This is a genomic window from Streptomyces sp. NPDC026062, from assembly GCF_055568375.1.
In genome coordinates this window covers 62,024-86,723 of sequence record NZ_JBVHOQ010000023.1, presented here as the reverse complement: position 1 = coordinate 86,723, position 24,700 = coordinate 62,024, and the positions used below count along the sequence as shown (strand labels likewise).

The window sequence follows — 24,700 nt, the reverse complement described above, 5'->3', positions numbered from 1 at the left end:
GCCGTGAGCGCCCCGCTCAGCTCTGGTTGAAGAAGCCGTCGGCCGGCCGGCCGACGGCTTCGCCGGTGACGACCTGGGTGTCGGCGGGGCTCAGCAGGAAGACCCGGGTGGCCACGCGCTCGATCGAGCCGCGCAGTCCGAAGATCAGTCCTGCGGCGAAGTCCACCACGCGCTTGGCGTCGGCGGAGTCCATGGACGTGAGGTTCATGATCACCGGGACGCCGTCCCGGAAGAGCTCTCCGATAACGCGGGCGTCCCGGAAGCTGTCCGGGGTCACGGTGGCGATCCGGCGGCCCGTCTCCTCGGCCGTCTCCGTGGCCACCCGCACCCGCGGATCGGTCACCCAGGCCTGACCGGTCCCGGTCCGTGCACCCTCGGCGTACTCGTCGTCGTCGTAGTACCGCTCGTCGTTGTCCTCTACGAGGCCCAGCCAGGCACTCGCCTTGCGCACCGATCCCATGGACGCCTCCTCTCACCGCGGTTCCTTGGTGTTCCGCATGTCTTTCGTATCCCTATGGTCGTCCATGATGCGGATCGTGCGCCAAGGGGATAGGCGGCGCGCAGGGCATTCGTGACGGTACTGGTGCAGAAGAAGTGGCGATTCGTCAAGGTTCCTCCTGCATAAGGGGGCTGATGGCAAGAAAATGCGCACCTCCGGTCCGTACGGGTGACATGGGGGACGTACGGGTGAACGAGTCACTCGATACGATGCACACCGCGCAGGCGTCCGAGTGCCGCGCACAGCTGAACGACTCCCGGGGGATGGCCGTGTTCGGAATCGTCAGGCCCTGCACGCACCGATTGTCGGAGGGGCTGAAGGCCGAGTGGATGGCCCATCTCTGCGGGCTCTGTCTGGCACTTCGCTCCGACCACGGGCAGTTCGCCCGGATCGTCACGAACTATGACGGTCTGATCGTCTCGGTCCTGACGGAGGCTCAGACCGAACGCACCCCCGGGCAGCGGCGCACCGCCGGGCCCTGCCCGCTGCGCGCCATGCGCACCGCACCCGTCGCACGCGGTGAGGGGGCCAGGCTCGCGGCCGCCGTCTCCCTGGTGCTGGCCTCCGCCAAGGTGCGGGACCACGTGGCCGACCGGGACGGGCTGTTGGCCCGCCGCCCGGTGGCCGCGGCTGCCCGCCGGGTGGCCGCGGGCTGGGACCGGGCAGGGGCGCGCACCGGCGCGCGGCTCGGCTTCGACACGGCCCTGCTCGTCGACGCCGTCGACCGGCAGACCGGCATCGAACTGCTCGCGGGGCCCGGCACCCCGCTGCTGACGGTCACCGAGCCCACCGAGACCGCCACCGCCGCGGCCTTCGCGCACACCGCCGTACTCGCGGGCAGGCCGCAGAACGCCGAGCCGCTGGCGGAGGCCGGACGGCTCTTCGGCCGCCTCGCGCATCTGCTGGACGCCGTGGAGGACCAGGAAGCTGACGCCGCGTCGGGTGCGTGGAACCCGCTCACGGTGACCGGCACCTCGCGTGCCGAGGCCCGGCGGCTGTGCGACGACGCACTGCGCGGCGTGCGGCTGGCGCTGCGCGACGCGGAGTTCGCCGACGACCGGCTCGCCCATGTGCTGCTGGCACACGAACTGCGGCGCTCGGTGGACCGGGTGTTCGCCACGGACGTCTGTTCGCATCGGAGTGGCGGGCTCCTGACGGAAGCCGGCCATCCGTCAGGAGAGGGACACACAGCGGCCTTCGGGCCGCAGCCGGGTCATCCGTACGCCCCCTCGGGCCCGTCGGGCCCCTTCGGTCCGCCGCAGCCGCCGGAGCCCCCGCGCAACCGGCGGGGGCTCGTCATGGGATGCCTGGTGTGGGCGGGTCTCGCCTGCACCTGCCAGATGTGCTGCGGCACCTTCGAGGACCCGTGGAGCCGTCAGCGCCGTGAGGGACTGTGCAGTCAGTGCGACTGCGGGGACTGCTGCGACGCCTGCGACTGCTGCAGCGACTGCGGGGACTGCTGTGACGGCTGCGACTGCTGCGGGTGCGACTGCAGCTGCTGACCCGGCCGTGCGTGCCGCCGGAACCTGCCCTGTGTCACTTGATCTCCGGCGGCGAGATCTGTGAGGTCTCGACCGCCGAGGCGGAGACGCCCCACTTCTTCAGGATCCGGTCGTAGGTGCCGTCCGTCCTGAGGCGGTTGACGGCGGCCTGGAAGGCCGGTGCCAGCGGGGTGCCCTTCCTGAAGGCGAATCCGACGTCCAGACGCTTGAACTCGTTGAGGAAACGCACACCCTCCTGCTGGGTCACGGCATACCGCAGTCCGTTGATGGTCGACATCACGACATCCGTCCGCCCCTGCTGGAGCGAGCTCCAGACCGCGGCCGGATCGGAGTACGTCTTCACGTCGTACGCCTTCTTGCCGGCCTCGGCGCACCGGTGCTTGTTCTCCTCCAGCGTCACCTCGAACGTGGTGCCCGCCGCGGTGCCCACCGAAAGCCCGCAGAGCTGGGTCAGATCCGTGACCTCGCGCAGGTCGCTGTCGTCGCGGACCGCGAAGCCCTGGCCGTCGTTGAGGTAGGTGACGAAGTCGATCGTCCTCCTGCGTTCGTCGGTCACGCCGAAGTTGCCGGTGCCCACCGCGTACTTTCCGCTGCCGAGCGCGGGCAGGATCGCCTCGAACGCGGCGACCTCCCGCCTCGGCCGGAGTCCGAGCACCTTGGCCACGGCGTCCCCGAAGTCGATGTCGGTGCCGGCCAGGGTCCTGCCGTCCGCGAGGTAGGTGGCACTGGGCGGGGTGCCGACACTGGAGGCGATGTCCAGCGTGCCGGAGGAGCGGACGTCCGCGGGCAGCAGAGCGGCCGCGGCCTCGTCCTTCTTCACCCCTGACACGACGTCGGTGGTGGGGACCGCCCCCTTCACGGCGGAACCGGCCGCACCCGCGGGGGCGGCCGCCGGATCGCCGGACCCGCACGCGGTCAGCGTCAGAGCGGCGGCGGTGATCAGTGCGAAGGCAGCGGTGTGCCGGGTACGGGGCATCAGGGATCGTTCTCCAGTTTCGTCGGCCGTGGACGGGCGCGGGACAGCGCGCGACGGCCCACGGACGGGGCGGAGGAAGGCGGAACACGACGGGAAGACCGGTGCGAGGGGAGGGGTGGTGCGGCGTTGTGTACGCGAGGGCACGCGGGGAAGAGCTCAGACGCCGTTCGCGGCGCGAGCGGGAAAGCGGGGCGGAGCAGGGCGTCGGCTCAACAGGAACAGGACCACACGCGACCGAAGTCGATGTGGGAGCGCTTGACCAGCCACTGCTGCGAATACATGGCCCAAGTGGAACAGGCATCCGGTGGTCCGTCAACTGACTTGAGACGTAAGGCTCACAGTGTGGACAGGGTTGACAAGCCGGAGTGAACAGCGCTTACCTCGGAGGTGTGACCGGGCTGAGGGGCCCGGTTCCCGTTGTGTTCCATGGTTGTGTTCCGTGCCGAGGGCGCGCCCGTGTTCGATCGCCGCATCCACGGAGCCCTCGCATGTCCGCTCAGACAGACACCCTCCCGTCGGCCGCCCCGGCCGAACCCCTTCAGGACAACGACGCCGGCCGGCTGCGGATCGTCCCCGTGCGCCGGACCGGCCAGTGGACGGCTGCCGTCGCCGTACTGATCCTGCTCGCCCTCGCCCTGAACTCCGTCGTCCGCAACGAGGCCTTCCAATGGGGCGTCGTGGGCGACTACTTCACCACCACCGCGGTCCTGCGCGGCCTCGGGCTCACGCTCTGGCTCACCGCGCTCGTGATGGCGCTCGGCTTCGCGCTGGGGACGCTGCTCGCCATTCTCAGACTCTCCGCCAACCGTGTGCTCCAGGCGGTCGGCTGGGGGTACGTCTGGCTCTTCAGGTCCACCCCGATCCTGGTCCAGCTGCTGTTCTGGTTCAACATCGGGGCGCTCTACCCGGAGATCCTGGGCGTGCGTACGGTGAACCTCCTCGGCCCCGTCACGGTCGCCGTCATCGGGCTGACACTCCACGAGGCCGCGTACGCGGCGGAAGTCGTCCGCGGCGGCATCCTGTCCGTGGAACGCGGACAACTGGAGGCGGCCCAGTCCCTCGGCCTCGGTCCGTGGCGACGGCTGTACCGGATCGTGCTGCCGCAGGCGATGCGCTCCATCGTGCCGCCCGCCGGGAACATGCTCATCGGCACCCTCAAGGGCACCTCGATCGTCAGCATCATCGCCGTGCAGGACCTGCTCTACTCGGTCCAGCTCGTCTACCACCGCACCTACCAGGTGATCCCGCTGCTGCTGGTCGCCACCCTCTGGTACGTCGTCGTGACCTCGCTGCTCAGCGTCGGCCAGCACTACGTCGAGCGGTACTACGCACGCGGCACCGGGGACCCCCGGTGAGCGCCGCGCCCGCACTGGTCGTGATCGGGGCCGGACCGCGCGGTACCGGTCTCATCGAACGCATCGCCGCCAACGCTCCCTCGCTCTACGGCGACCGGCCGCTGGACATCCATCTCGTCGACCCGTTCCCGCCGGGCGGCGGCCGGATCTGGCGCCACGACCAGTCGCCGCTGCTGTGGATGAACTCCATGGCCGAGGACGTCACCATGTTCACCGACGACACCGTCCGCCTGGACGGCCCCGTACGGCCGGGGCCGGCGCTCGACGCCTGGGCGGCCGAGGTGCGCGAGGGGCGGACCGATCCCGGCCCGGAGGCCGCCGGTGATCCCGGACTCCACCGTGAGATAGAGGAGTTGTCGGGGGATGACTTCCCGAGCCGGCGGCTGCAGGGCGCCTATCTGCGCTGGGTGTACGAGGAGTCGGTGGCCGCACTCCCGCCCACGGTGAACGTCCACGAACACCGCGGCCGGGCCCTGCGCGTCACCGGCCCCCGAGGCGGCCGCCAGTCCGTCCATCTGGAGGGCCGCGCCGAACCGCTCACCGCCGACCTCGTGGTCCTCACCCTCGGCCACCTCGACGCCGAACCGGACGACGAACAGCGCCGGCTGTCCCGCTTCGCGGACCGGCACGGCCTTCTCCACCTGCCGCCCGACTTCACCGCCGACAGCGACCTCAGCGCCCTGCCCGCCGGTGAACCCGTCATCGTCCGGGGCTTCGGACTCGCCTTCATCGATCTGATGGTGCTGCTCACCGAGGGCCGCGGCGGACGGTTCGAGAACGGTGCGTACCTGCCCTCCGGGAAGGAACCCGTCCTGTACGTCGGATCGCGGCGTGGCGTCCCGTACCACTCCAAGATCGGATACGTACGCCCCGGCGAACGGCCGCCGCTCCCACGCTTCTTCGGTCCCGAGCGGGCCGAGGAGCTCCTGAACCGGCCCGAGCCGCCCGATTTCCACCGCGACGTCTGGCCCCATATCGACAAAGAGCTCGGCTACGCCCACTACCACCGCCTCTTCGCCTCCCGCCCCGAGCGCACCACGGCCGACTGGACCGCCTTCGAGGAGAAGTACGCGGCCGCCGAACCGGGCAGTGCCGAACTGCGGGCCGTGATCGCGGCCGCTGTCCCCGACCCCGCCGACCGGCTCGACCTGGCCGCGCTCGACCGCCCGCTGGACGGGGTACGCCACACCTCGTCCGCCTCCTTCCAGGAGGCGACCCGTGCCTACATCACCGCGGACCTGGCACGCCGGCACGATCCCGGACACAGCGAGGACCTCGCCGTCTTCCTCGGACTGCTCTCCGTATACGGCCAGTTGACCCGGTTCGGCGATATCGGCGACTGGTGGAACGGCTTCTTCAGCTACCTCGCCTCCGGGCCGCCCGGCCCCCGGCTGCGGCAGCTGCTCGCGCTTTCCCGGGCCGGGGTCGTCCGCTTCCTCGGCGCGGGGACGACGGTCGAGACCGACGAGGAGCGGGGCCTCTTCCGGGCGGGCGGTGCCACCGTGCCGGAGGAGCGGATCGAGGCCCGCGCCCTCGTCGAGGCCCGGCTGCCGGACCCCTCACCGGTACGCACCCGCAGCACCCTGCTCCGGGCGCTGTACGAGGACGGGGCCGCCGCCACCGTCACCGGACTGCTCGCGGTCGACCCCGGCGACGGCCGCGTCCTGGACCGCGACGGGGTGCCGCACCCCCGCCGCTTCGCCCTCGGCCCGCACACCGCCGCGCGCACCAGCGGGGCCTTCACCCGGCCACGCACCGGAGGCCCGGCCTTCGGGCAGAACGACGCCACCGCACGCGCCGCCCTCACCTTCCTGAGCGGCCTCGACGGCACCCATGACTGACCGGCCCGCGCCCTTCCGATCCGAACCGTCCGAGGACATCACCATGAAGACGACCAGCCGTTCCCCGAAGAGTGAACCGGCCACCACGCCCGTCCCCGTGCCCGCCGCGCCCATGGTGGAGATCCGGGGCCTGCACAAGAGCTTCGGCTCCCTCGGCGTACTGCGCGGCGTCGACCTGTCCGTACGCACCGGCGAAGTGACCGTGATCCTCGGCCCCTCCGGCTCGGGGAAGTCCACCCTGCTGCGCACCGTCAACCACCTGGAGAAGCCGGACCGGGGCTCGATCACCGTGGACGGGGACTTCGTCGGCTACCGGAGGAAGGGCGACAGGCTCTACGAGCTTCCCGAACGTGAGGTCCTGCGCCGGCGCACCCGTATCGGCTTCGTCTTCCAGAACTTCCATCTCTTCCCCCACCTCACCGTCCTGGACAACGTCACCGAGGCCCCGGTCTCCGCGCTCGGACGTACGAAGCGTCAGGCCGCCGACACCGCGCACCGGCTGCTGGCCCGCGTCGGACTCGACGACAAGGCGACGGCGTATCCGAGACAGCTCTCCGGCGGCCAGCAGCAGCGCGTCGCCATCGCCCGCGCCCTCGCCGTCGAACCGAAACTGCTGCTCTTCGACGAGCCGACCTCCGCGCTCGACCCCGAACTGGTCGGCGAGGTCCTGGACGTGATCAAGGACCTGGCGCAACAGGGGACCACGATGATCGTCGTCACACACGAGATCGGGTTCGCCCGCGAGGTCGCCGACACCGTCGTCTTCATGGACGAGGGCCGGATCGTCGAACAGGGCCAGCCCGCCGACGTACTCGACCGGCCGCGCCACGCACGCACGCGCGCCTTCCTCTCCAAGGTGCTGTGACCCGCCCGCCCTCCAGCCCGTCGGGCCCGCCGTCCCGCCCGTCGGGCCCGCCGTCCCGCCCGTCGGGCCCGCCGTCCCGGAACTTGTTGTTCCACACGGGTCTCGCGCCCCGGGACCCGCTGTTCCCTACAGGTCTCGCGTCCCGGATCCCGGGGCCTGCCCCGTCCGGGCCCCGAAGCCCGCTCCCGAACTCGTCCGAAAGAGCCCCCCATGTCTTACCTCCGCCCACTTCACCTGGCAGCAGAGATCGGCGGCCCACCCCGCTACGACCCCGCTCACTACACCGGCCTCGCCCGTCTCGCCGAGCGCGGGGCACTGGACTTCGTCACCCTCGGCGACTCGTTCGCCCGGCCCGGACCGGACGCGCTCGCCGTGCTGTCCCGGGTCGCGCCGGACACCCGCAGGATCGGGCTCGTGCCGACGGTCACCACCACCCACACCGAGCCCTTCCACGTGTCGTCCGCCGTGGCCACCCTGGACTGGGTCAGCGGTGGCAGGGCCGGCTGGTGTGTGGATGTGTCGAGGACGGCGGCCGAGGCCCGGCTGTTCGGGCGCCGCCCCGCCGCGCCCCCCGCCGAACTGTGGCAGGAGGCCTCCGAGGCCGCCGACGTGGGAGCGCGGCTCTGGGACAGCTGGGAGGACGGGGCCGAGATCCGGGACGCGGACACCGGGCGCTTCCTCGACCGCGACAAGGTGCACCGCACCGACTTCGAGGGCGCCGCCTTCGGCGTCCGCGGACCCGCCGTCGTGCCCCGCCCCCCGCAGGGCCGCCCGGTCACGGTCGTCGACGGTACGGCGGACCCGGCCAGGGACACCGCCGCCCGCCACGCCGACGTGGTGCTCGTCCGGGCCACCACACCCGAGCGGACCGCGGAGATCCGCGACGACGTGCACCGCCGCGCGGTGGCGCACGGACGCGACCCCGGGGCACTACGGGTGCTCGCCGCGCTCACCGTCGACCTCGGCGACGCCGAATCGGCCCCGGAACCGGGGCTGGCGAGCGGACCACCGCTCGCCGGGCACGGCACGTACTACCGCGGCGGTCCGGTCGACCTCGCCGACCTGATCACCCAGTGGCACCGGGCCGGAGCGGTCGACGGCTTCCACCTCACCCCGATCACCCCCGGGCGCGACCTCGAACGAATCGTCAACGGCACGGTGGCCCTGCTTCAGCACCGCAGCCTGTTCCGCACCTTCCACCCCGGCGGCACCCTCCGCGAGCACCTGGGCCTGGCCCGGCCCGCGAACCGGTACACCCCGCGAGGAGCACGGGTATGAAGGCCGCGCCGAAACAGCTGCATCTTGCCGCGCACGTCACGGGTTCGGACGGGACCACCGTGTGGAACGACCCCCGCTCCGGCAGCCAGATCGAGTTCTCCTCCTTCGAGCACCTCGCGCGGACGGCCGAACGCGGGCTCTTCGACTTCCTTCTCCTCACCGAGGAGTTGCGGCTGCGCGAGCACAACGGTCTGATCCACGATCTGGACGTGGCCGGCCGTCCCGAGCCCCTCACCGTGCTTGCGGCGCTGGCCGCCGTCACCGACCGGATCGGCCTCGCCGCCACCGTCGGCGCCACGTTCAACGAGCCCTGCGAACTGGCCCGCCGGCTCGCCACCCTCGACCACCTCAGCGCCGGCCGGGCCGCGTGGGACATCGCTTCCTCGTCCGACGACTCCACCGGCGGCTCGGCAGGCGACAACTTCCGGCGCGGCGGCCGACCGGACCGGGCCGGCCCTTTCCCGACTCCAGGCCCTGGTCCAGGTCGCGGCCGAGCAGAGGGGACTTCACCGGCGCGCGCCGCCGAGTTTCTCGCCACCGCCCGCGGACTGTGGGACTCCTGGACACCCGACGGCACCCCACGCCCCTTCGCCCGTCGCGGCCGGTACTACTCGGTCGAGGGCGAGTTCACCGTCCCGCGCTCGCCGCAGGGGCACCCCGTCATCATCCGGACGGGGGACTCGCCGCAGGACCGCGAGTTCGCCGCGTCCGCCGCCGACATCGTCCGCACCCGGCACGGTTCCCCGGAGGAGGGCCGCGCCTTCTGCGCCGACATCAAGGGACGGCTCGCGAAGTACGGCAGGGAGCCCGGCGAACTGAAGGTGATGCCCGGCGTCGGCGTGGTGCTCGGCGACAGCGATGCCGAGGCGCGGGAGCGGGCGGCCGGTATCCGTCGTCAGCAGGTCTCGCCCCAGAACGCGATCCTGGCACTGGAGCGGGTCTGGGGCCGCGACCTCTCCTCGTACGACCCCGACGGGCCGCTGCCCGTGATGGACCCGGACCCGAACTCGGCCCCGGACCTCGCGCCGTCCCCGGGCCGGCCCCGGCCCGGGGACGGCGACTGCCACGCGGTCGCGGCGCGCTGGCGCGCACTGTCCCGGGAGAAGGGCCTGTCCATCCGGCAGACCGTCATCGAGGCGACTGGCCGGCAGACGTTCGTCGGCAGCCCGCACACCGTCGCGGCCGAGATGGCCGAATCCTTCGCCACGGGAGCCGCCGACGGCTTTGTTCTCGTTCCCCATCTCATCCCCGGCGGCCTCGACGAATTCGTCGACCAGGTCGTTCCGCTCCTCCAGGAACGGGGGGTGTTCCGCAGCGCGTACACCGGCTCCACATTGCGGTCGCACCTCGGGATCGCCGAGCCGGTATGGAAAGGTTGACCACATGAGCACGGACGCGCAGCAGCAGGCAGCACGGGACTGGAACCACTGGCACCAGGAGCGGACCGCCACGGTCGCCGCACCGTACGGGCCGCTCTCCCTCACCGGCACCCACTGGCTCTCCGACTACCCGGACGGTCGAATTCCGGCCGTTCCCGGCCACTGGCAGGAGGACGGCGACGAGGTCGAGCTCACCGCCGGCCCCGAGGACGGTCTGAGCATCGACGGGAAGCCGTTCACCGGCCAGGTCCGGCTCGGCGCCGACCGGGGCCCGATCGACGAGTCCCGGGTGACCGCGGGCGCACGCCGGCTCGTCGTGCTGAGCCGTGAAGGTCTGTGGGCGGTACGGGACTTCGACCCGGATTCGGCGGCGCGGCGCGCCTTCCGCGCCATCGAGGCCACCCCGTACGACCCGCGCTGGGCCGTGCCGGGAACCTTCCGTGCGTACGACACCTCCCGCACCGTCCGGGTCGAGAACGCCGACGGGGTCGAGCGCGGGCTGGGGCTCGGCGGGGAGATCGCCTTCGAGCTGGACGGCGCCCGGCACACCCTCCAGGTCGCCGTCGAGAGCGACGGCTCGCTCTGGGCGGTCTTCGCCGACGCGACCAGCGGGGACACCAGTTACCGCTTCCGGTTCCTGCGGCCCGCCGCCCCGGCGGACGACGGTTCGGTGACGGTGGACCTCAACCGTGCGCTGCTGCCGCCCTGCGCTTTCGCCGACCACTTCATCTGCCCCTTCCCGCCGCCCGGCAACACCCTTCCCGTCGCCGTCGCGGCAGGGGAGCGCCGGCGGACCGACAGCTGAACCGGTACCTCCGCCCGCCCGCGTCCGGCCCCGGCAGACCCTTCCGCACCGGGGCCGGACGCCTGCCCGCAGTCACCCGGGCCCGGGGGAGCTCAGGCCAGAAGGCGGTCTTGCGCGAGAAGTTGACGCCTTGAATACTCCCGAGCAGCGCTTGTCAGGGGCACGGCACATCCGCACTGCGGACACGCGTCTGTGTCCCTGACTGCGCCTCACGGGTCCGACCACCCCACAGGCGGACCCCCGACCCCCCTCGGGAGGGAACAAGTGAGGATCAAGCGCACCACCCCCCTCAGCACGGTCGCGAGACGTACCAGGGCCGTCGCCATTGCCGCAGGTCTTGTGGCGGTTGCCGCGCTGGCCGTCCCCAGTGCCCAGGCCAGCTCCACCGGAACGTACAGCGCCAGCAGGCTTGCCGCCGCGAGCGACGCCGTCCTCGGCGCCGACGTGGCCGGCACGGCCTGGAACATCGATCCCGTGACGAACAAGCTCGTGGTCACGGCCGACAGCACGGTCTCAGCAGCGGAGATCCAGCAGATCAAGGACTCCGCGGGCGTCAACTCCGGCGCCCTGCAAATCGAGCGCACCCCCGGGAAGATCAGCAAGCTGCTCTCCGGCGGTGACGCCATCTACGCGCCCGGCTGGCGCTGCTCCCTCGGATTCAACGTCCGCAGCGGCAGCACGTACTACTTCCTGACCGCCGGTCACTGCACCGACGGCAACCCTCCCTGGTACACCAACTCCTCGAACACCACCTACATAGGCCCGACGGTCGGCTCCAGCTTCCCGACCAACGACTACGGCCTGGTGCGCTACGACAACGCCGCCGTCTCCCACGAGGGAACCGTCGGCAGCGTCGACATCACCAGCGCGGCGAACGCCACGGTGGGCATGTCCGTCACCCGCCGGGGCTCCACCACCGGCACGCACAGCGGCACCGTCACCGCGCTCAACGCCACGGTCAACTACGGCAACGGTGACATCGTCTACGGCATGATCCAGACCAACGTGTGTGCCGAGGGCGGTGACTCCGGCGGTCCGCTCTACTCCGGCTCCCGGGCGATCGGGCTCACTTCGGGCGGCAGCGGAAACTGCAGCTCCGGTGGGACGACCTTCTTCCAGCCGGTCACCGAGGCGCTCAGCGCGTACGGCGTCAGCATCTACTGACGTACGGGGTGGCCGGATCTGACCCCCGGATCCGGCCCGCCTCTCGAAAGCGCGGCTCGAACATGCCGAGCCCCCGCCCGAATTACGGGCGGGGGCTCCCGCTGGGGCCGCGGCTTTTGAGAGGATGTGACACAGGACGGTCACGCAGGAGCAACGGGGGCGGACGCTGCGTCTTCCGGAGGGGCGCCCTCCGGTAGCCCCCGGCAGACACCCCAGGGGGTTCCAGGTCCGTGAAACGCATCGGAGTGACCGGTCACCGCAGCATTCCGCAGGAAGTCCATGACCATGTGCTGGCGTCGATGCGCGCGGCGTTCCGGGGATTCGACGGCTCGGTGGAGGCACTGTCCAGCCTGGCCGTGGGGGCGGATCAGCTCTTCGCGGATCTTGCCCTCGCCCACGGCGCCCAGCTGACCGCGGTCATCCCCAGCGGCGACTACGAGGAGTGCTTCGCCGACGGAGCCGAACTGGCCCGCTACCGGGCACTCAAGGCCCGCGCCGTGCGCGAGGTCAGACTGGACTACCCGCACTCCACCGACGAGGCGTACTACGCGGCCGGCGCCTACATCGCCGACAACTGCGACCGGCTGCTCGCCGTGTGGGACGGCCACCCCGCCCGCGGCCTCGGCGGCACGGGCGACATCGTGACGTACGCCCGCGGCCTCGGCCGCCCGGTCACGGTGATCTGGCGCGAAGGGGTGGAGCGCGCCTGACCAGCCGTCATGGAGGGTTGCCGACCATACGCGTGTGGTCCACCGGGGCACTTTCAGGCACCTGCGGTACCAGCTCCGCTGTTCGTCCGGCCGGTCACGCCCAAGGTGTCCGGGTGCGGTGTGCCGGCATTGAAGAGGAGCCGTGCACACGGAGGAGCGCCAGCTCATCAACTTGTTGAACTCTGCTGTTCAGCAGTCGAGTTGCCAATGCATCTGTGCTCCCCGCAGGGAGATGGGGTAGGTGGCGACCGGGATGCCTGGTCAGGCCGGCACGCCCTGTTCGCACTGGAGTGTGTCCACGGGCTCCGTACATCAGGGCGGTGCGGCTGTGACGTGCCTTTGACGAGCAGGATGAGCTGACGGCGGGTGATGTTCACGGCCTCGCGCTGACGGGCGACCGCGATGGCGTCCGTGTGGCGAGTTCGGGCAGATCGGCCTTCCTGAAGACCATGCTCTGCAGCGGTCCGGGAACCGCCGTCATGATGATTCCCATCTGCGGTTATCTCGCTGCTTCCTGATGGCAGAATCCAGTGTTCCGTTCGATCGGGCCACCCATGTGGCGCTCTCGTTCCAAGTGGGCGTCAGTCAGTTGCGTGCCGAGTTCATGAGAGTAAAGTCGTGCCGCCGGACACTGCAACGGACTGTCCAAGGTCTTTTTCTGCGCCAACTGACCTCTCAGCAAAGAAGTTGAAGGTCAGTCAGCCTTGTCCTAGGTATCAGTCACCGGTGTGGCGCATGAGGCGTTCGGGCTCCGATTTCCAGCTGGGCGCCGAGTAGAATCCCGGTAACGCGAAAGGAGCTCTGCCTCGACTCCGGTTCCTAGGCCAAATGAGTCGAGGCGAGCTCCTCGCGCGGTGCCATGTCAAGCGGAAGCATGAAAGGACACCACGTGAAGAATAGCTCGGAAGGCGAGGAGCGCAGTGCTGTTTGGGAGAGGGTGTCCCGGCGCGCCCGCCACTACCTGCGGGTTTGCCGGAAGTGTCGTGGGCGCCGATCCCTCGATCTGGGGTACGAAGCCCTCCGCGGGGCGGCCTACAAGGCGGGAAGCGGGCTGGTGACAGTGCTCGTCCTCTGGATGAGCACTCGCCGCTGATCCCTCGCGAAGAGAGCGATGGGCACGCCACCCTTCCGGTGGCGGGCCCGTCTCCGCTTCGGGAAGCGGCGTCACATCTGGTGCCGGGCAAGCCAGTCGGTGTGCTGGGGGGAGACGATGCGCTCGGTCTCGAACACCGCACGCGGCCACTGGCGCTCGTTCAGTGTGGTCTCCATCGCTATCTGCATCGACTCCAGATCCTTCTCCACCAGGGAGTGGGCGGAGATCAGCGGGTGGTGCCGGCGCATCTCGCACCAGGCGAGACAGGCGGCTGCCGCTGCGGAGAGCACTCCGGTCAGCGCGAACGACTGGCCGACGGAGAAAGCCCTGAGGAGGGCGAGGATCAGAGCGAGTGCCGTCAGCGCGGCGATGGTGGTCGACCAGACCAGGGTGGCTCGCCGGGATACCTCCTGGCGCCTGCGGTACCAGCTCCTTTGTTCGATCAGCCGGTCGCGCACATAGGTTTCCTTGCGCACGGTAAAGGCCTTGTCCCGCAACGCGCGCATGGAATCGGTGATGAGCCCGCCGGAATCGGCCGTCTGATCCCTGGGGTCCGACCAGCCCACCTTGCGGAGCTCCTGAAGCCCTTCTTCGAGCCGGTTGGCGAACACAGCTTCGGGGTGCTGGGTGCCGGTATCGAAAGGTGAGCCATGCACGGAGTAGCGCCAGCACATCGACTTGATGAACTCTGCCGCGGAGCGGTTGAGCTGCCAGTGCGACTTCGCTTTGCGATGCGACGCGAGGTAGGTGGTGACCAGGACGCCGAGGTAGGCCAACACTGCGACACAGTCCGTGAGTTGGAGCGTACCGGCAACCTCCGGACGCCAGGGCAGTGCGGCAGGGACCGTGCCCGCAACGAGTAGGATGAGCTGCCAGCGGGTGGTGTTCACCGCCTCCCGCTGACGGGCGACCGCCACGGCGTCCGTGTGATGAAAGAGTTCGGGCAGATCAGCGTTCCTGAAGACCATGCTCTGCAGTGGCCCTGGAATCGCCGTCATGTTCACTCCCATCTGCGGTTATCTCATCACCCTGATGGTGGAATCCAACATTCCGCCATCAGTGCAGGTCCCATGTGACGCTCTCGTTCCAAGTGGGCGTCAGTCAGTTGCGCACCGAGGTCATGAGAGTAAAGTCGTGCCGCCGGACACTGCAATGGTGCAGGTACCGGCGATGGTTTCCTGTCTGGAACCATTCCATTGGAACGAATCCCCTCAAGGATGGCCGTGAAGACCACTGAATCCTCCCTCTCCTTCTCCGGCACGAAGAAGAGCCGTGTGCCGCTCGCCGCGATCGACGCGCGTGGTGGCGAAGCAGCCAGGAAGCTCGGTCGGGTGCATGTTGCCTCCGCCGGTCGCCCCAGCCAGGCATCCACCTTCAACTCGTCTCTCTGATCCCGCGTTACGGATCACTCCTCCGAGAAGGCCGGTTTGTCGGATCACCCCCTCCGTGCTGGCTAGACTGGTGGAATGACAGGACCCCTGGTCCCTTTCCGTGAAGTAGTCCTCAAGGTTCACAGCAGGTGCGATCTTGCCTGTGACCATTGCTATGTCTATGAACATGCCGATCAGAGCTGGCGAACCCGTCCAAAAACAATCTCTGACGAAGTCATCTTCCGGACTGCTCAGCGCCTGGCTGAGCATGCCAAGACACACGCACTGCCCTCCGTGTCAGTAATCCTGCACGGAGGGGAGCCTCTGCTGGCGGGCCCCGCCCGGCTGCGGCGCATCTGCGAAGAGCTCACCTCCGCCTTCGACGGCATCGCCGCCCTCGATCTCCGGATCCATACCAACGGCCTGCAGCTCAGCCCGCGCTATCTCGACCTCTTCAGCGAGTACGACGTCAAGGTGGGCATCTCCCTCGACGGCGACCGCGCGGCCAACGACCGGCACCGCCGATTCGCCGACGGGCGCAGCAGTCACCCCCTGGTGCTCAAGGCCGTCGAGCTGCTCCGGCAGGAGCGCTACCGCCATCTCAACCTCGGCCTCCTGTGCACCATCGACATCGAGAACGACCCGGTCGCGGTCCTCGACGCGCTCACGGAACTCGAACCGCCACTCATCGACTTCCTGCTGCCTCACGCCACCTGGGACGACCCGCCGCCGCGGCCGGACGGCTCGCCCACCGCCTACGCCGAATGGCTCCTCGCGGTCTTCGACCGCTGGCAGGAGCAGGGGCGTCCGGTGCCGGTGCGGATCTTCTCCTCGGTTGCCTCCACGCTCAACGGCGGCCCCAGTCTCACCGAGTCGCTGGGCCTCGCGCCCACCGACCTCGTTGTCGTCGAGACCGACGGCCGGCTGGAGCAGGTCGACTCACTGAAGAGCGCGTACGAGGGCGCGGCAGCCACCGGATTCGACGTCTTCGCGCACGCCTTCGACGAGGTGGCGGCGCACCCCGGGGTGCGGGCCAGGCAGCTCGGCCTGGAGGGCGTCAGCGAGACGTGCCGCCGTTGCCCCGTCGTACGTTCGTGCGGGGGAGGTCTGTATACCCACCGCTACAGCTCCGCGGGTGACGGCGAAAGATTCGACAATCCGTCCGTCTACTGCCACGACCTCGCCGCCCTGGTGCGCGGCATCGAGGCCCGTACGCCGGTGGACACCGTGGCGCCCGAGGTGGCCGATCCGGCCGAACTGCTCGCGGCCCAGGAGGACCTCACCCGCACCCTGTTGGCCCGGCTGCACGCGGATCTCGACGGCAGGGGCGGTGAGCGGTGGGCGGCGGCGTGGGAGCTGGCGGCCGCTCTGGAGGGCTCGGAGGAGGGTGCCAGGGGGCTGGACGGCGTACTCGCCCATCCGTACACACGTACCTGGCTGCTCGGCGCGCTGGACGCCCTGCACGAGGACCGGACGGGAGCGGCCCCCGCGGCCGCGGACGGTCTGCGGACCCTTCTCGCCGCGGCCGTCGTGCGGGCGGGCCTCGATCTGCGGGTGCCGGTGCCCTACCGGGACGGCGGGCTCGTCCTGCCCACCCTGGGGCGGCTGACGGTCGCCGGGCCGGGGGAGCACGGCACCGTGCTGGTGCGTGCGGCCGGGGACGGGTTCCTGGCGGGTCCAGCCACCGGATCGGCCGAGCGGCGGATCCGGCGGTCCGGGGCGGCGGAGCCCGGCTGGCTGCCGGTGCGCGGGTTCACCCTGCCGGATGCTCCGTTCCCGGGCCACAGCTTCGTGATCGACGATCTCGACCCGTACCGGGACTGCTTCGACGCACCCGCCGCCGCCAGGCTCGACGCGGCGAAGGCCGGCCGTCTGGGCGGCGCGCTCACCGAGGCCTGGGCGCTGATCGAGCAGCGGGCTCCCGCTTACGGAGCGGCGGCGGCAGACGGCCCGTTCACCCTCACCCCGCTCACCGGCGTGGCACCGGGCGAGGCCTCGGTGGGGCGGCACGGATACGGCGCGCTCGGCATCGGGGCGGACGAGAACGCCGGCACGCTGGCCCTCGCGCTCCTGCGTGGAGTGCGGCGGGCAAAATTCCGGGCACTTGTGGACGTCGCGGATCTTTACGCGGCGGACGGCTCCTGGGAACATCGAATGCCCTGGCGGGAAGAATTGGTTCCGTTTTCCCGTCTGCTGGCCGACGTCTTCGAGCGGTTGGCGCTCGCGGCATTCGATTCCCGGTACCGGGACGGTGTGGCGCAGGCGCTCGATACGCTCGAAGGGGCGGCCGAACTCACCGTCGGTGGGAAACGCCTGCTGGCTCTGATGCGAAAAGAGTTCTGAATCCAGAATTCCGGTTCGATGGCGAAGTGGGCTGCCGACCCGGGTCAACCGGGAGGAACGGCGGCAGTCCGCATGCGCGCAGAAGTTCGATCGACGGGTTCCGGGAACAGATGACTGAAAAGTGACGTTGATTGACCGAACGTCATGGGGGTGGAGCAAGGTCCGCTCCGGAATGATGAATTCGCTCGCATTCTCTTCACTCCTCGGGTGCGGGTGCTCACACAGGACGGGGGTCGTGTGCACGCGACGACGCAGCAGCGAGCGGCGGACCATCGGCCGTACTTCTTCTTGAGTTACGCCCATACACCGGGGTACGGCGGTGGCACGGACCCCGATATGTGGGTCGAGCGGCTCTTCCAGGATCTCTGTGGCCATGTGATGGCCATGACCGATCTGCCCGCGGGCGCTCCCGCAGGCTTCATCGACCGCGAGATACGTTCCGGCGAGGGCTGGTCGGAACGGCTCGGCGAGGTGCTCGCCACCTGCCGGGTGTTCGTACCACTGTTCTCGCCGCGTTACTTCGCCAGCGAGATGTGCGGCAAGGAGTGGTACGCGTTCGCCCAGCGCGCCATCCACCACCGGGCCCGCTCCAACCAGCCCGCCGAAGCGATAGTCCCGGCGCTCTGGGTGCCGGTGCCACCCAGCCAGCTGCCCGGGCCGGCCGAGCGATTACAGTTCAACCACCGTGATTTCGGGGACCGTTACGTCAGCGACGGGCTGTACGGGCTGATCAAGCTCAAACTCTTCAACGAGGAGTACGAGCGTGCGGTGTACGAGCTCGCCAAACGCATCGTCAGCGTCGCCGACTCGGTAAGGATCGGCACCGGCCGGCCTGTCGACTACCGGCTGGCCCCCAGCGCCTTCGGCTCGACGGGAAGCGTGGCCGGCGGCCCCCGCCCCATGCAGGTGACCATCGCCGCCGCCACCCGGCACGACCTGCCGGACGGGCGCAACGCCGACTACTACGGCGACAACCCGCAGGACTGGAACCCCTACCACCCGGACGCCGCACGGCCCCTGGCCTATGTCGCCGAGGACCTGGTGCGCTCCCTCAACTACCAGGCCACCGTGACCTCCTTCGACGAGGAGGCCGGCCTTCCGGTCGGAAAACAGCCCACCACGCCGGAGATCCTCCTCGTCGACCGCTGGGCGCTCAGGGACGAGGACCGGTGCAGACGGCTCGCCGCCTTCGACGCGGAGCACCGACCCTGGGTCACGATGGTCGTTCCGTGGAACCGTGACGACCACGAGAGCAGAGCAGCGGAGGCCGAACTGACCGCCAAGCTCGAACAGACCATGCCGACCAAGATGCGCCAGGGCCGGGCCTACTGCCGGGCCGCCGCCAAGGGCGTACCGAGCATGGAGGCCTTCGGCCAGATCCTGCCGCAGGTGGTCGAGGTGGCCGCCCAGCAGTACCTGAGACACGCGGCCGTCTATCTGCCCGCCACCGGCGGCGGCGGACCCACCGAACGGACGCGCCTGATGGGACCGATGGCGCAGACCCAGTACATCCCCCGAACACTCGACGCTGCGACGGATGCGGAGGACACGGATGACGGCCAGTCGTGACGGGCGCATCGTCACCTTCTACTCGTACAAGGGCGGCACCGGGCGCACCATGGCCCTTGCGAACACCGCCTGGATTCTCGCCGCCAACGGCAAGCGGGTACTGGCTGTCGACTGGGACCTGGAGGCGCCGGGACTCCACCGGTTCTTCCACCCGTTCCTCGACCCGTCGACCCTCGGCGCCACCACCGGTGTCATCGACCTGATCACCGAGTACGCCTGGGCCGCGACCAGCCCGGTGCAGCGGGCCGACGACTGGCACCGGGAGTACGCCCGGATCCAGCCGCACGCGGTCTCGCTCACCCCCGAGGCACTCGGCTGGGAGTTCCCGCAGGGCGGAACGCTCGACTTCGTCTCCGCCGGACGGCAGAACCGCGAATACTCCGCGACCGTCTCCACCTTCGACTGGGACAACTTCTACGACCGGCTCGGCGGCGGCCACTTCTTCGACGCCCTGCGCGACGACATGAAGGCCAACTACGACTACGTCCTCATCGACAGCCGCACCGGCCTCAGCGACATCGCCGACATCTGCACCGTCCACCTGCCCGACGTGCTGGTCGACTGCTTCACCCTGAGCGACCAGTCCATCGACGGCGCCGCCTCGGTCGCACGGCAGATCTCCGAGCGGTACACCGGCCGTCCCATCTCCATCTTCCCCGTCCCGATGCGGATCGACGAGGGTGAGAAGGAGAAGGCCGACGCCGGCCGGGCCCTGGCCCGGCTGAAGTTCGACCGGCTGCCGCGTGACCTGTCGGGGGACGAACTCACCGCCTACTGGGGCGCGGTGGAGATTCCGTACCGTCCCTACTACGCGTACGAGGAGACCCTCGCGACCTTCGGGGATGAGGCGGGGCTCACCAACTCCCTGCTCTCCGCCTTCGAACGGCTCACCTCCGTCATCACCGACCGGCAGATCACCTCGATGCCGGCGGTCGGCGAAGAGGTGAGGCTGCGCATCCGGGACGCCTTCACCCGGCGCAGGCCCGCGCTGCCCGCCGATCTCCTGCTCAGCTATGTGGCCGAGAACCGGATGTGGGCCGACTGGATCGAGTCCGTCCTCACCCGGGCCGGGTTCCGCGTCGTGCCCCGCGACGTGTCCGCCGAGCGGGGACCCGATGACGCGGCCACCATCACCTCGGAGAACGCGGTCCGCACCGTGGTCCTGCTCTCCAGCGCGTACCTCAAGTCGCAGCGTGCGGTGAACCTCTGGGACCGGGCCGTCGCCGAGGACCCGGGCGGCGGGCGACGCCAGCTGCTGCCGCTCAGGGTCGGTGACGTACGGCTGTCCGCAGCCTTCATCGACCGCAACCCCGTCGATCTGTTCCGGCTCGACGAGGTCCACGCCACCGCCGCACTGTTACGCGCCCTGGACCGGCCCGTGCAGCTCACCGACGCTGTCTCGCCCGGCCCCCGCTTCCCCGGCACCGTCCCCCGCATCTGGAACGCGCCGCCGCGCAACCCCGGCTTCACCGGCCGCTCCCTGGTCCTGGAGCGGATGCGCGACCAGCTCGGCGGCGGCATGGCCGTCGTACTGCCGCAGCCGCAGACCCTGTACGGACTCGGCGGCGTCGGCAAGACACAGGTCGCCCTGGAGTACGTGCACCGGTTCATGGCCGACTACGACCTGGTCTGGTGGATATCGTCCGAACAGACCGACGACGTCGTCGCCGGTCTCGCCGAACTCGCCGTCCGGCTCGGCGCCCAGGGCGGCGACGACATGGCCGCCGCGTCGCAGGAGGCCGTCGACCTGCTGCGCCGCGGTGTGCCCTCGGACCGCTGGCTGCTGGTCTTCGACAACGCCGATGATCCGGAACGCCTCCGGCGCTACTTCCCGCAGGGCGGCTCCGGGCACATCCTGGTCACCTCCCGCAACCAGGCCTGGTCCCAGCACGGCGACGCACTGCCGGTCGACGTCTTCCTGCGTGAGGAGTCCATCGAGCACCTCCAGCGCCGGGCGCCGGGGCTGAGCGACGAGGACGCGGCCCAGGTGGCCACCGCGGTGGGTGACCTGCCGCTCGCCGTCGAACAGGCGGCGGCGTGGATCGCGGAGACCGCCACTCCGATCGACACCTATCTGGAACAGCTGGCCCAGCAGGCCCCGGAGGTCCTGGCGCTCAACCAGCCGGCCGGATATCCCGAGCCGGTCGCCGCGACCTGGAACATCTCCATCGAACGGCTCAAGGAGCGCTCGCCCGCCGCGGTGCGCCTCCTCCAGCTCTGCGCCTTCTTCGCCCCTGAGCCGATCTCGGGGAACCTGCTGTACAGCAAGGAGATGATCGAGGCACTGAAGCCGTACGACGCCTCGCTCCAGGAGAAGCTGGTGCTGGGCCGCGTCATCCGGGAGATCGGCCGGTTCGCCCTCGCCAAGGTCGACCAGGTCTCCAACTCCATCCAGGTGCACCGGCTCGTCCAGGCCGTCATCCGGGCCCAGCTCACCGAGGAGGAGCAGCGGGATGCCCGGCACGCCGTCCACCGGATCCTCGCGGGCGCCAGGCCCGATGACGACGAGCCGATCGACAATCCGGCCAACTGGCCTCAGTTCGCGACGATATGGCCGCACCTGGGCCCGTCCGACGCCCGTAACTGCAAGGAGCCGGAGGCGCGCAGGCTCCTGATCGACCGGGTGCGCTACCTGTGGAAGCGCGGTGACTTCAGGACGGCGACCACGCTCTGCGAGGAGCTGCGTGAGATCTGGCGCGAGACGCTGGGGGAGCGGGACATCCAGTACCTGTACCTCTGCTTCCACCTGTCCAACATCTACCGCTCGCGCGGGCGCTACGTGGAAGCCATGGATCTCGACGAGATCACCCTGGCGACGCAACGGGAGGTGCTGGGACCGGAGCATCCGCACACGTACATGAGCACCAGCAGCCTGGCCACCGACCTCGGCACGCTCGGCGAGTACACCAGGGCGATCGAACTGGCGACGGAGGCCACCGACGGGTTCAACCAGATCTTCCACGAATCGCACCCCAGGGCCCTGGCCGCGGCCAACAACCTGGCGTTCACCCTGCGGTCCATCGGCCAGTACGCCAAGGCCCGCGAGATCGACCAGGACGTCTTCGACCGGCGCCGCGAGGTGCTCGGCGAGGAACACCCGTACAGCCTCTCCTCGGCCATGAACCTGGCCCGTGACCTGCGGGACGTCGGCCGGTACGAGGACTCGGTCGGCATCCTCAGCCGTACGTACGACAGCTACAAGGCGACCCTCGGCCGCTCCTTCCCCGGCACGCTCAGCGCGGCCAAGAGCCTCGCGGTCTCGCTGCGCAGGGCGGGAAGGCTGGAGGACGCCCGTCGGCTCACGGTGGCGACCAGGGCCCGGTACCGGGCGAAGTACACCTCCGCCAACCCGGAGTGGCTGGCCTGTGACCTCAATCTGGCGGCCGACCTGTTCGCCGCGGGCGAGACGTCCGAGGCCAGGGACGCGGCCCAGGAGGTCGTCGACCAGTATGTGAAGGTGCCGGGGGAGAAGCACCCCTACACCCTGGCGGCGCTGAACAACCTGGGGGTCTACCTCTGGGGGACAGGCGCGGCCGAGGAGGCGGAGCAGGTGCTGACCCGGGTCGTCGCCCTGATGCGCGAGGTCTACGGGCGGAACCACCCCAACACGCTGTTCAGTGTGATGAACCTGGCCAACGCCACGGCGGAGCGGGGCGATTTCGACCTGGTGCTGAAGACCGAGCGGGGGCTGGCGGTGCAGTTCCGGGACGTACTGGGCGCACACCATCCGGAGACGCTGGCCATGAAGTCGAACATGGCGGTCACGCTCGACGCGATGGGGCGCAAGGACGAGGCGCTCCAGGTCAGAGTGGAGACGGTCGAGGAGCTGTCCCGGCAGCTCGGTGACGACCATCCGCTCACCCGGATCGCCCGGGACGAGCGGCGGTTCCAGCGCGAACTGGAACCGCAGGCGGTGTGAGACACCGTACGGGGAGTGCCCGGCAGGCGCCGGACGCTCCCCGTACCCGCTGCTCAGCCCTCGGAGTCGTCCAGCAGCCAGTTGAGGATGCGGGGGAGCGCGTGCAGCGCGTCGAAATGCGCGGCCGCAGGTTCCACCACGACGGTGGCGCCCGGAATCCGGCTCGCCAGCCAGCGGGTGTGCCCGACCGGTGAGAAGACGTCCTTCTCGCCGTGCCACAACAGCACCGGACCGGTGATGTCGGCCGGATCGAAGCCCCACGGGTGACTGAACGCGAGCGCGTCGTCGATCCAGCCGTATGCCGAAGTGCGCAGTCCCTCACTGTAGTTGCGCAACAGCATGGTGCGGAGGCCTGCGTCGTTGACCACCATCCGGTCGGATTCGGTGAGCTCCCGGCGCAGATCGTCGATCAGACGTACCGGATTTCTTCTGATCACCGCGGACCGCGAGATGAACGACTGCGCGAGCCCGTCGGGATCGGACGTTGCCGTGGTGTACGCCAGTACGTTGGACGGGGCCATCCCCTCGAACCAGTCGAGGCCCTCGGCGTCCCGTGGGGCCAGCCCGACCAGGGCGGCGGTACGGGTGACCCGCTCGGGCATCAGCGCGGCGCAGGCCAGGGCGTGTGACGCGCCGCCCGACCGGCCCACGACGGCGAACCGTTCGATCCCGATGTGGTCCGCGATGGCCCGTACGTCCTGGACGGCGTCGGCCACGCTTCTGCCCGGCAGGCGGTCGGAGTCGCCGTATCCCGGCCTGTCGTAAGTGATCAGCTGCGTCTTGCGCTGGTACAGCACCATGCCCCGCGGCGCCGGACCGAGCCTGCTGCCGGGCATCCCGTGCAGCAGGAAGACCGGTCTGCCGCGCGGATCCCCCAGTCGCTCCACCACCAGTTGCCGCCCGTCGACCCCGCGCACCCGACTGCGCACTCCGTGCCTCCTCGCGATTCCTGCGGACACGATGTGTCCGGCTTTCCCCGTACCATTCGATGATGACCCATCAGAGCCGTTACGGGGATGGCGCGTTGAGAGAATTCGGGAGGCTCCGGGAGTAGTGTTCCGGAGTGGGCGTCCCGGGGATGCGCCGGGAGGGGGATCCGCAGAGGTGAATCCAGAGCAGGGCCGGTTCCCGCAGGCTGCCGACGACTCCCCGCTGCTCTGTGTCGAAGGCATGATGAGCTGTGGCGCCACGCACGCGGAGGCCTTCGGCGGCTACCCCGGTCGCCCCGGTTGCGACCGGCCCGGCGGCGGCCGCTGAGCGTTCGCTCCCAGGACGGGGGAAGCCCGGGCCGCGACACGGCCCGGGCCTTTGAGCGGAGGCCGGTCAGGCGGACCGGGACAGTCCGGCGGTGCCCGCCTTCGCCGGTGCGACTCCGAAGATGTCCACCGCGTGGTAGTACGTCCAGGCTGTGGCGTTGCACGAGGTCAGCTTCGCGCCGGAGTAGGCGGCGCAGACGCGCTTGAGATCCGCGTAGAGGGCGGAGTCCAGGCGGGCCTTGTTGGCGGAGAACGTGCCGGCGGCCTTGTAGTTGCGGTAGCCGAAGTCATGGCGTGCGCAGGCCGTTTGGAAGGGGAAGCCGAACGGGTTGTCGGGCGAGCTGCTGCAGTAGTCGGTCGTCCAGTCGAAGCCGTACGCGGTCCAGGCGCCCCGGTTGTTGCGGGCGGCGTTCCAGGAGTTGTAGCTGGCGGCGCTCGTCTGGGTCCATGAGCTGAGGACCTGGGGCTTGTCCGCGGGGGCGGCCGAGGCGGATGAGGCAGGCAGCAGGGCGAGCGGGAGCGAGAGGGCGACGGTACCGAGCAGCATGGCGGCGTGGCGGCGCATGGCGATTCTCCGTGGGGTGAGAAGGAGCTGGGGCGGCCGGGCACCTCGTGGGTTCATGAGGTCGCCCCAGAATGCCGCCATGCACCTGCCATGCATAGCCGTTGCGCCGACTGAACGCCGGGAGTTGAAGCGTTGGTCGTGCGACGGTCATGAGAACGCGCCGCTGCCGCCCCCCTCTCGTGGGCGGGGCGGCAGCGGAGAGTTGCGGGGC

The 24,700-nt window shown here is 70.0% G+C and carries 19 protein-coding genes; 14 read left to right on the top strand and 5 right to left on the bottom strand.

The features are described from left to right. Window positions 1-16: 16 nt before the first annotated feature. Entirely contained in the window at window positions 17-460 is a 444-nt protein-coding gene (locus ACZ4LX_RS21700; RefSeq protein WP_467647205.1) for a cell division protein SepF, read from the bottom strand. Window positions 461-768: 308 nt separating this feature from the next. Here ACZ4LX_RS21700 and ACZ4LX_RS21695 point away from each other — a divergent pair, with 308 nt between their 5' ends. Continuing rightward, complete coding sequence (locus ACZ4LX_RS21695; protein WP_467647336.1) at window positions 769-2,001, top strand: DUF5685 family protein; 1,233 nt, start codon at window positions 769-771, stop codon at window positions 1,999-2,001. A gap of 34 nt (window positions 2,002-2,035) precedes the next feature. On the opposite strand, the gene ACZ4LX_RS21690 is transcribed toward ACZ4LX_RS21695, so the two are convergent. Next, window positions 2,036-2,977, bottom strand: a complete 942-nt coding sequence (locus ACZ4LX_RS21690; protein WP_467647202.1) for an ABC transporter substrate-binding protein — start codon at window positions 2,975-2,977, stop codon at window positions 2,036-2,038. 488 nt (window positions 2,978-3,465) lie between these two features. Here ACZ4LX_RS21690 and ACZ4LX_RS21685 point away from each other — a divergent pair, with 488 nt between their 5' ends. The 8 genes from ACZ4LX_RS21685 to ACZ4LX_RS21650 all read left to right on the top strand — a co-directional run bounded on the left by ACZ4LX_RS21685 (window position 3,466) and on the right by ACZ4LX_RS21650 (window position 12,374). Next, entirely contained in the window at window positions 3,466-4,332 is an 867-nt protein-coding gene (locus tag ACZ4LX_RS21685) for an amino acid ABC transporter permease (RefSeq protein ID WP_467647199.1), read from the top strand. Beyond that, complete coding sequence (locus tag ACZ4LX_RS21680) at window positions 4,329-6,173, top strand: FAD/NAD(P)-binding protein (protein ID WP_467647195.1); 1,845 nt, start codon at window positions 4,329-4,331, stop codon at window positions 6,171-6,173. Before ACZ4LX_RS21685 ends, ACZ4LX_RS21680 begins: the two co-directional genes overlap by 4 nt. 112 nt (window positions 6,174-6,285) lie before the next feature. Then, window positions 6,286-7,038, top strand: a complete 753-nt coding sequence (locus ACZ4LX_RS21675) for an amino acid ABC transporter ATP-binding protein (protein WP_467647333.1) — start codon at window positions 6,286-6,288, stop codon at window positions 7,036-7,038. Window positions 7,039-7,248: 210 nt separating this feature from the next. Continuing rightward, on the top strand, window positions 7,249-8,316 hold the full coding sequence (locus ACZ4LX_RS21670; protein WP_467647191.1) for an LLM class flavin-dependent oxidoreductase: 1,068 nt from the start codon (window positions 7,249-7,251) through the stop codon (window positions 8,314-8,316). Next, entirely contained in the window at window positions 8,313-9,695 is a 1,383-nt protein-coding gene (locus ACZ4LX_RS21665) for an LLM class flavin-dependent oxidoreductase (protein WP_467647187.1), read from the top strand. Before ACZ4LX_RS21670 ends, ACZ4LX_RS21665 begins: the two co-directional genes overlap by 4 nt. 4 nt (window positions 9,696-9,699) lie before the next feature. Then, window positions 9,700-10,500, top strand: a complete 801-nt coding sequence (locus ACZ4LX_RS21660; protein ID WP_467647183.1) for a DUF1684 domain-containing protein — start codon at window positions 9,700-9,702, stop codon at window positions 10,498-10,500. Window positions 10,501-10,764: 264 nt separating this feature from the next. Then, window positions 10,765-11,664, top strand: a complete 900-nt coding sequence (locus ACZ4LX_RS21655) for a S1 family peptidase (RefSeq protein ID WP_467647180.1) — start codon at window positions 10,765-10,767, stop codon at window positions 11,662-11,664. 230 nt (window positions 11,665-11,894) lie between these two features. Beyond that, the gene (locus ACZ4LX_RS21650; protein ID WP_467647175.1) at window positions 11,895-12,374 is read left to right on the top strand and encodes a hypothetical protein; all 480 of its coding nucleotides are present in this window, start codon (window positions 11,895-11,897) and stop codon (window positions 12,372-12,374) included. A gap of 1,164 nt (window positions 12,375-13,538) precedes the next feature. On the opposite strand, the gene ACZ4LX_RS21645 is transcribed toward ACZ4LX_RS21650, so the two are convergent. Continuing rightward, window positions 13,539-14,435, bottom strand: coding sequence for a DUF4231 domain-containing protein (locus ACZ4LX_RS21645; RefSeq protein ID WP_467647171.1), 897 nt, complete (start codon window positions 14,433-14,435; stop codon window positions 13,539-13,541). A 255-nt stretch (window positions 14,436-14,690) separates the two neighbouring features. On the opposite strand from ACZ4LX_RS21645, the gene fxsA reads away from it, so the two are divergent. From fxsA to fxsT, 4 genes are all read left to right on the top strand, one after another. Further along, window positions 14,691-14,858 (top strand): FxSxx-COOH cyclophane-containing RiPP peptide, encoded by a 168-nt coding sequence (gene fxsA, locus ACZ4LX_RS21640; RefSeq protein WP_467647168.1) that lies wholly within the window; start codon window positions 14,691-14,693, stop codon window positions 14,856-14,858. A gap of 75 nt (window positions 14,859-14,933) precedes the next feature. After that, complete coding sequence (gene fxsBH, locus ACZ4LX_RS21635) at window positions 14,934-17,180, top strand: radical SAM/SPASM protein FxsBH, inactivated beta-hydroxylase extension form (protein ID WP_467647166.1); 2,247 nt, start codon at window positions 14,934-14,936, stop codon at window positions 17,178-17,180. A 213-nt stretch (window positions 17,181-17,393) separates the two neighbouring features. Next, a complete protein-coding gene (fsxC, locus tag ACZ4LX_RS21630; RefSeq protein ID WP_467647330.1) occupies window positions 17,394-18,749 on the top strand; it encodes an FxsC protein in 1,356 nt (451 codons plus the stop codon). Next, window positions 18,733-22,668 (top strand): FxSxx-COOH system tetratricopeptide repeat protein, encoded by a 3,936-nt coding sequence (fxsT, locus tag ACZ4LX_RS21625; RefSeq protein WP_467647164.1) that lies wholly within the window; start codon window positions 18,733-18,735, stop codon window positions 22,666-22,668. Before fsxC ends, fxsT begins: the two co-directional genes overlap by 17 nt. Before the next feature lie 53 nt (window positions 22,669-22,721). Here the strand turns inward: fxsT and ACZ4LX_RS21620 are convergent, their stop codons facing one another. After that, on the bottom strand, window positions 22,722-23,597 hold the full coding sequence (locus tag ACZ4LX_RS21620) for an alpha/beta fold hydrolase (RefSeq protein ID WP_467647162.1): 876 nt from the start codon (window positions 23,595-23,597) through the stop codon (window positions 22,722-22,724). A 175-nt stretch (window positions 23,598-23,772) separates the two neighbouring features. Between ACZ4LX_RS21620 and ACZ4LX_RS21615 the strand changes: the two genes are divergently transcribed. Continuing rightward, on the top strand, window positions 23,773-23,925 hold the full coding sequence (locus ACZ4LX_RS21615) for a hypothetical protein (protein ID WP_467647159.1): 153 nt from the start codon (window positions 23,773-23,775) through the stop codon (window positions 23,923-23,925). A 66-nt stretch (window positions 23,926-23,991) separates the two neighbouring features. Here ACZ4LX_RS21615 and ACZ4LX_RS21610 read toward each other — a convergent pair whose 3' ends face one another. Then, on the bottom strand, window positions 23,992-24,489 hold the full coding sequence (locus ACZ4LX_RS21610; RefSeq protein ID WP_467647155.1) for a phospholipase: 498 nt from the start codon (window positions 24,487-24,489) through the stop codon (window positions 23,992-23,994). Window positions 24,490-24,700: the final 211 nt, after the last annotated feature.

What these genes read in the sequence shown, in the direction of transcription:
- ACZ4LX_RS21700 (WP_467647205.1), bottom strand. Translation starts at nt 460, where the DNA reads ATGGGATCGGTGCGCAAGGCGAGTGCCTGGCTGGGCCTCGTAGAGGAC.
- ACZ4LX_RS21690 (WP_467647202.1), bottom strand. Translation starts at nt 2,977, where the DNA reads ATGCCCCGTACCCGGCACACCGCTGCCTTCGCACTGATCACCGCCGCC.
- ACZ4LX_RS21685 (WP_467647199.1), top strand. Translation starts at nt 3,466, where the DNA reads ATGTCCGCTCAGACAGACACCCTCCCGTCGGCCGCCCCGGCCGAACCC.
- ACZ4LX_RS21675 (WP_467647333.1), top strand. Translation starts at nt 6,286, where the DNA reads ATGGTGGAGATCCGGGGCCTGCACAAGAGCTTCGGCTCCCTCGGCGTA.
- ACZ4LX_RS21670 (WP_467647191.1), top strand. Translation starts at nt 7,249, where the DNA reads ATGTCTTACCTCCGCCCACTTCACCTGGCAGCAGAGATCGGCGGCCCA.
- ACZ4LX_RS21665 (WP_467647187.1), top strand. Translation starts at nt 8,313, where the DNA reads ATGAAGGCCGCGCCGAAACAGCTGCATCTTGCCGCGCACGTCACGGGT.
- ACZ4LX_RS21660 (WP_467647183.1), top strand. Translation starts at nt 9,700, where the DNA reads ATGAGCACGGACGCGCAGCAGCAGGCAGCACGGGACTGGAACCACTGG.
- ACZ4LX_RS21645 (WP_467647171.1), bottom strand. Translation starts at nt 14,435, where the DNA reads ATGGTCTTCAGGAACGCTGATCTGCCCGAACTCTTTCATCACACGGAC.
- fxsBH (WP_467647166.1), top strand. Translation starts at nt 14,934, where the DNA reads ATGACAGGACCCCTGGTCCCTTTCCGTGAAGTAGTCCTCAAGGTTCAC.
- fxsT (WP_467647164.1), top strand. Translation starts at nt 18,733, where the DNA reads ATGACGGCCAGTCGTGACGGGCGCATCGTCACCTTCTACTCGTACAAG.
- ACZ4LX_RS21610 (WP_467647155.1), bottom strand. Translation starts at nt 24,489, where the DNA reads ATGCGCCGCCACGCCGCCATGCTGCTCGGTACCGTCGCCCTCTCGCTC.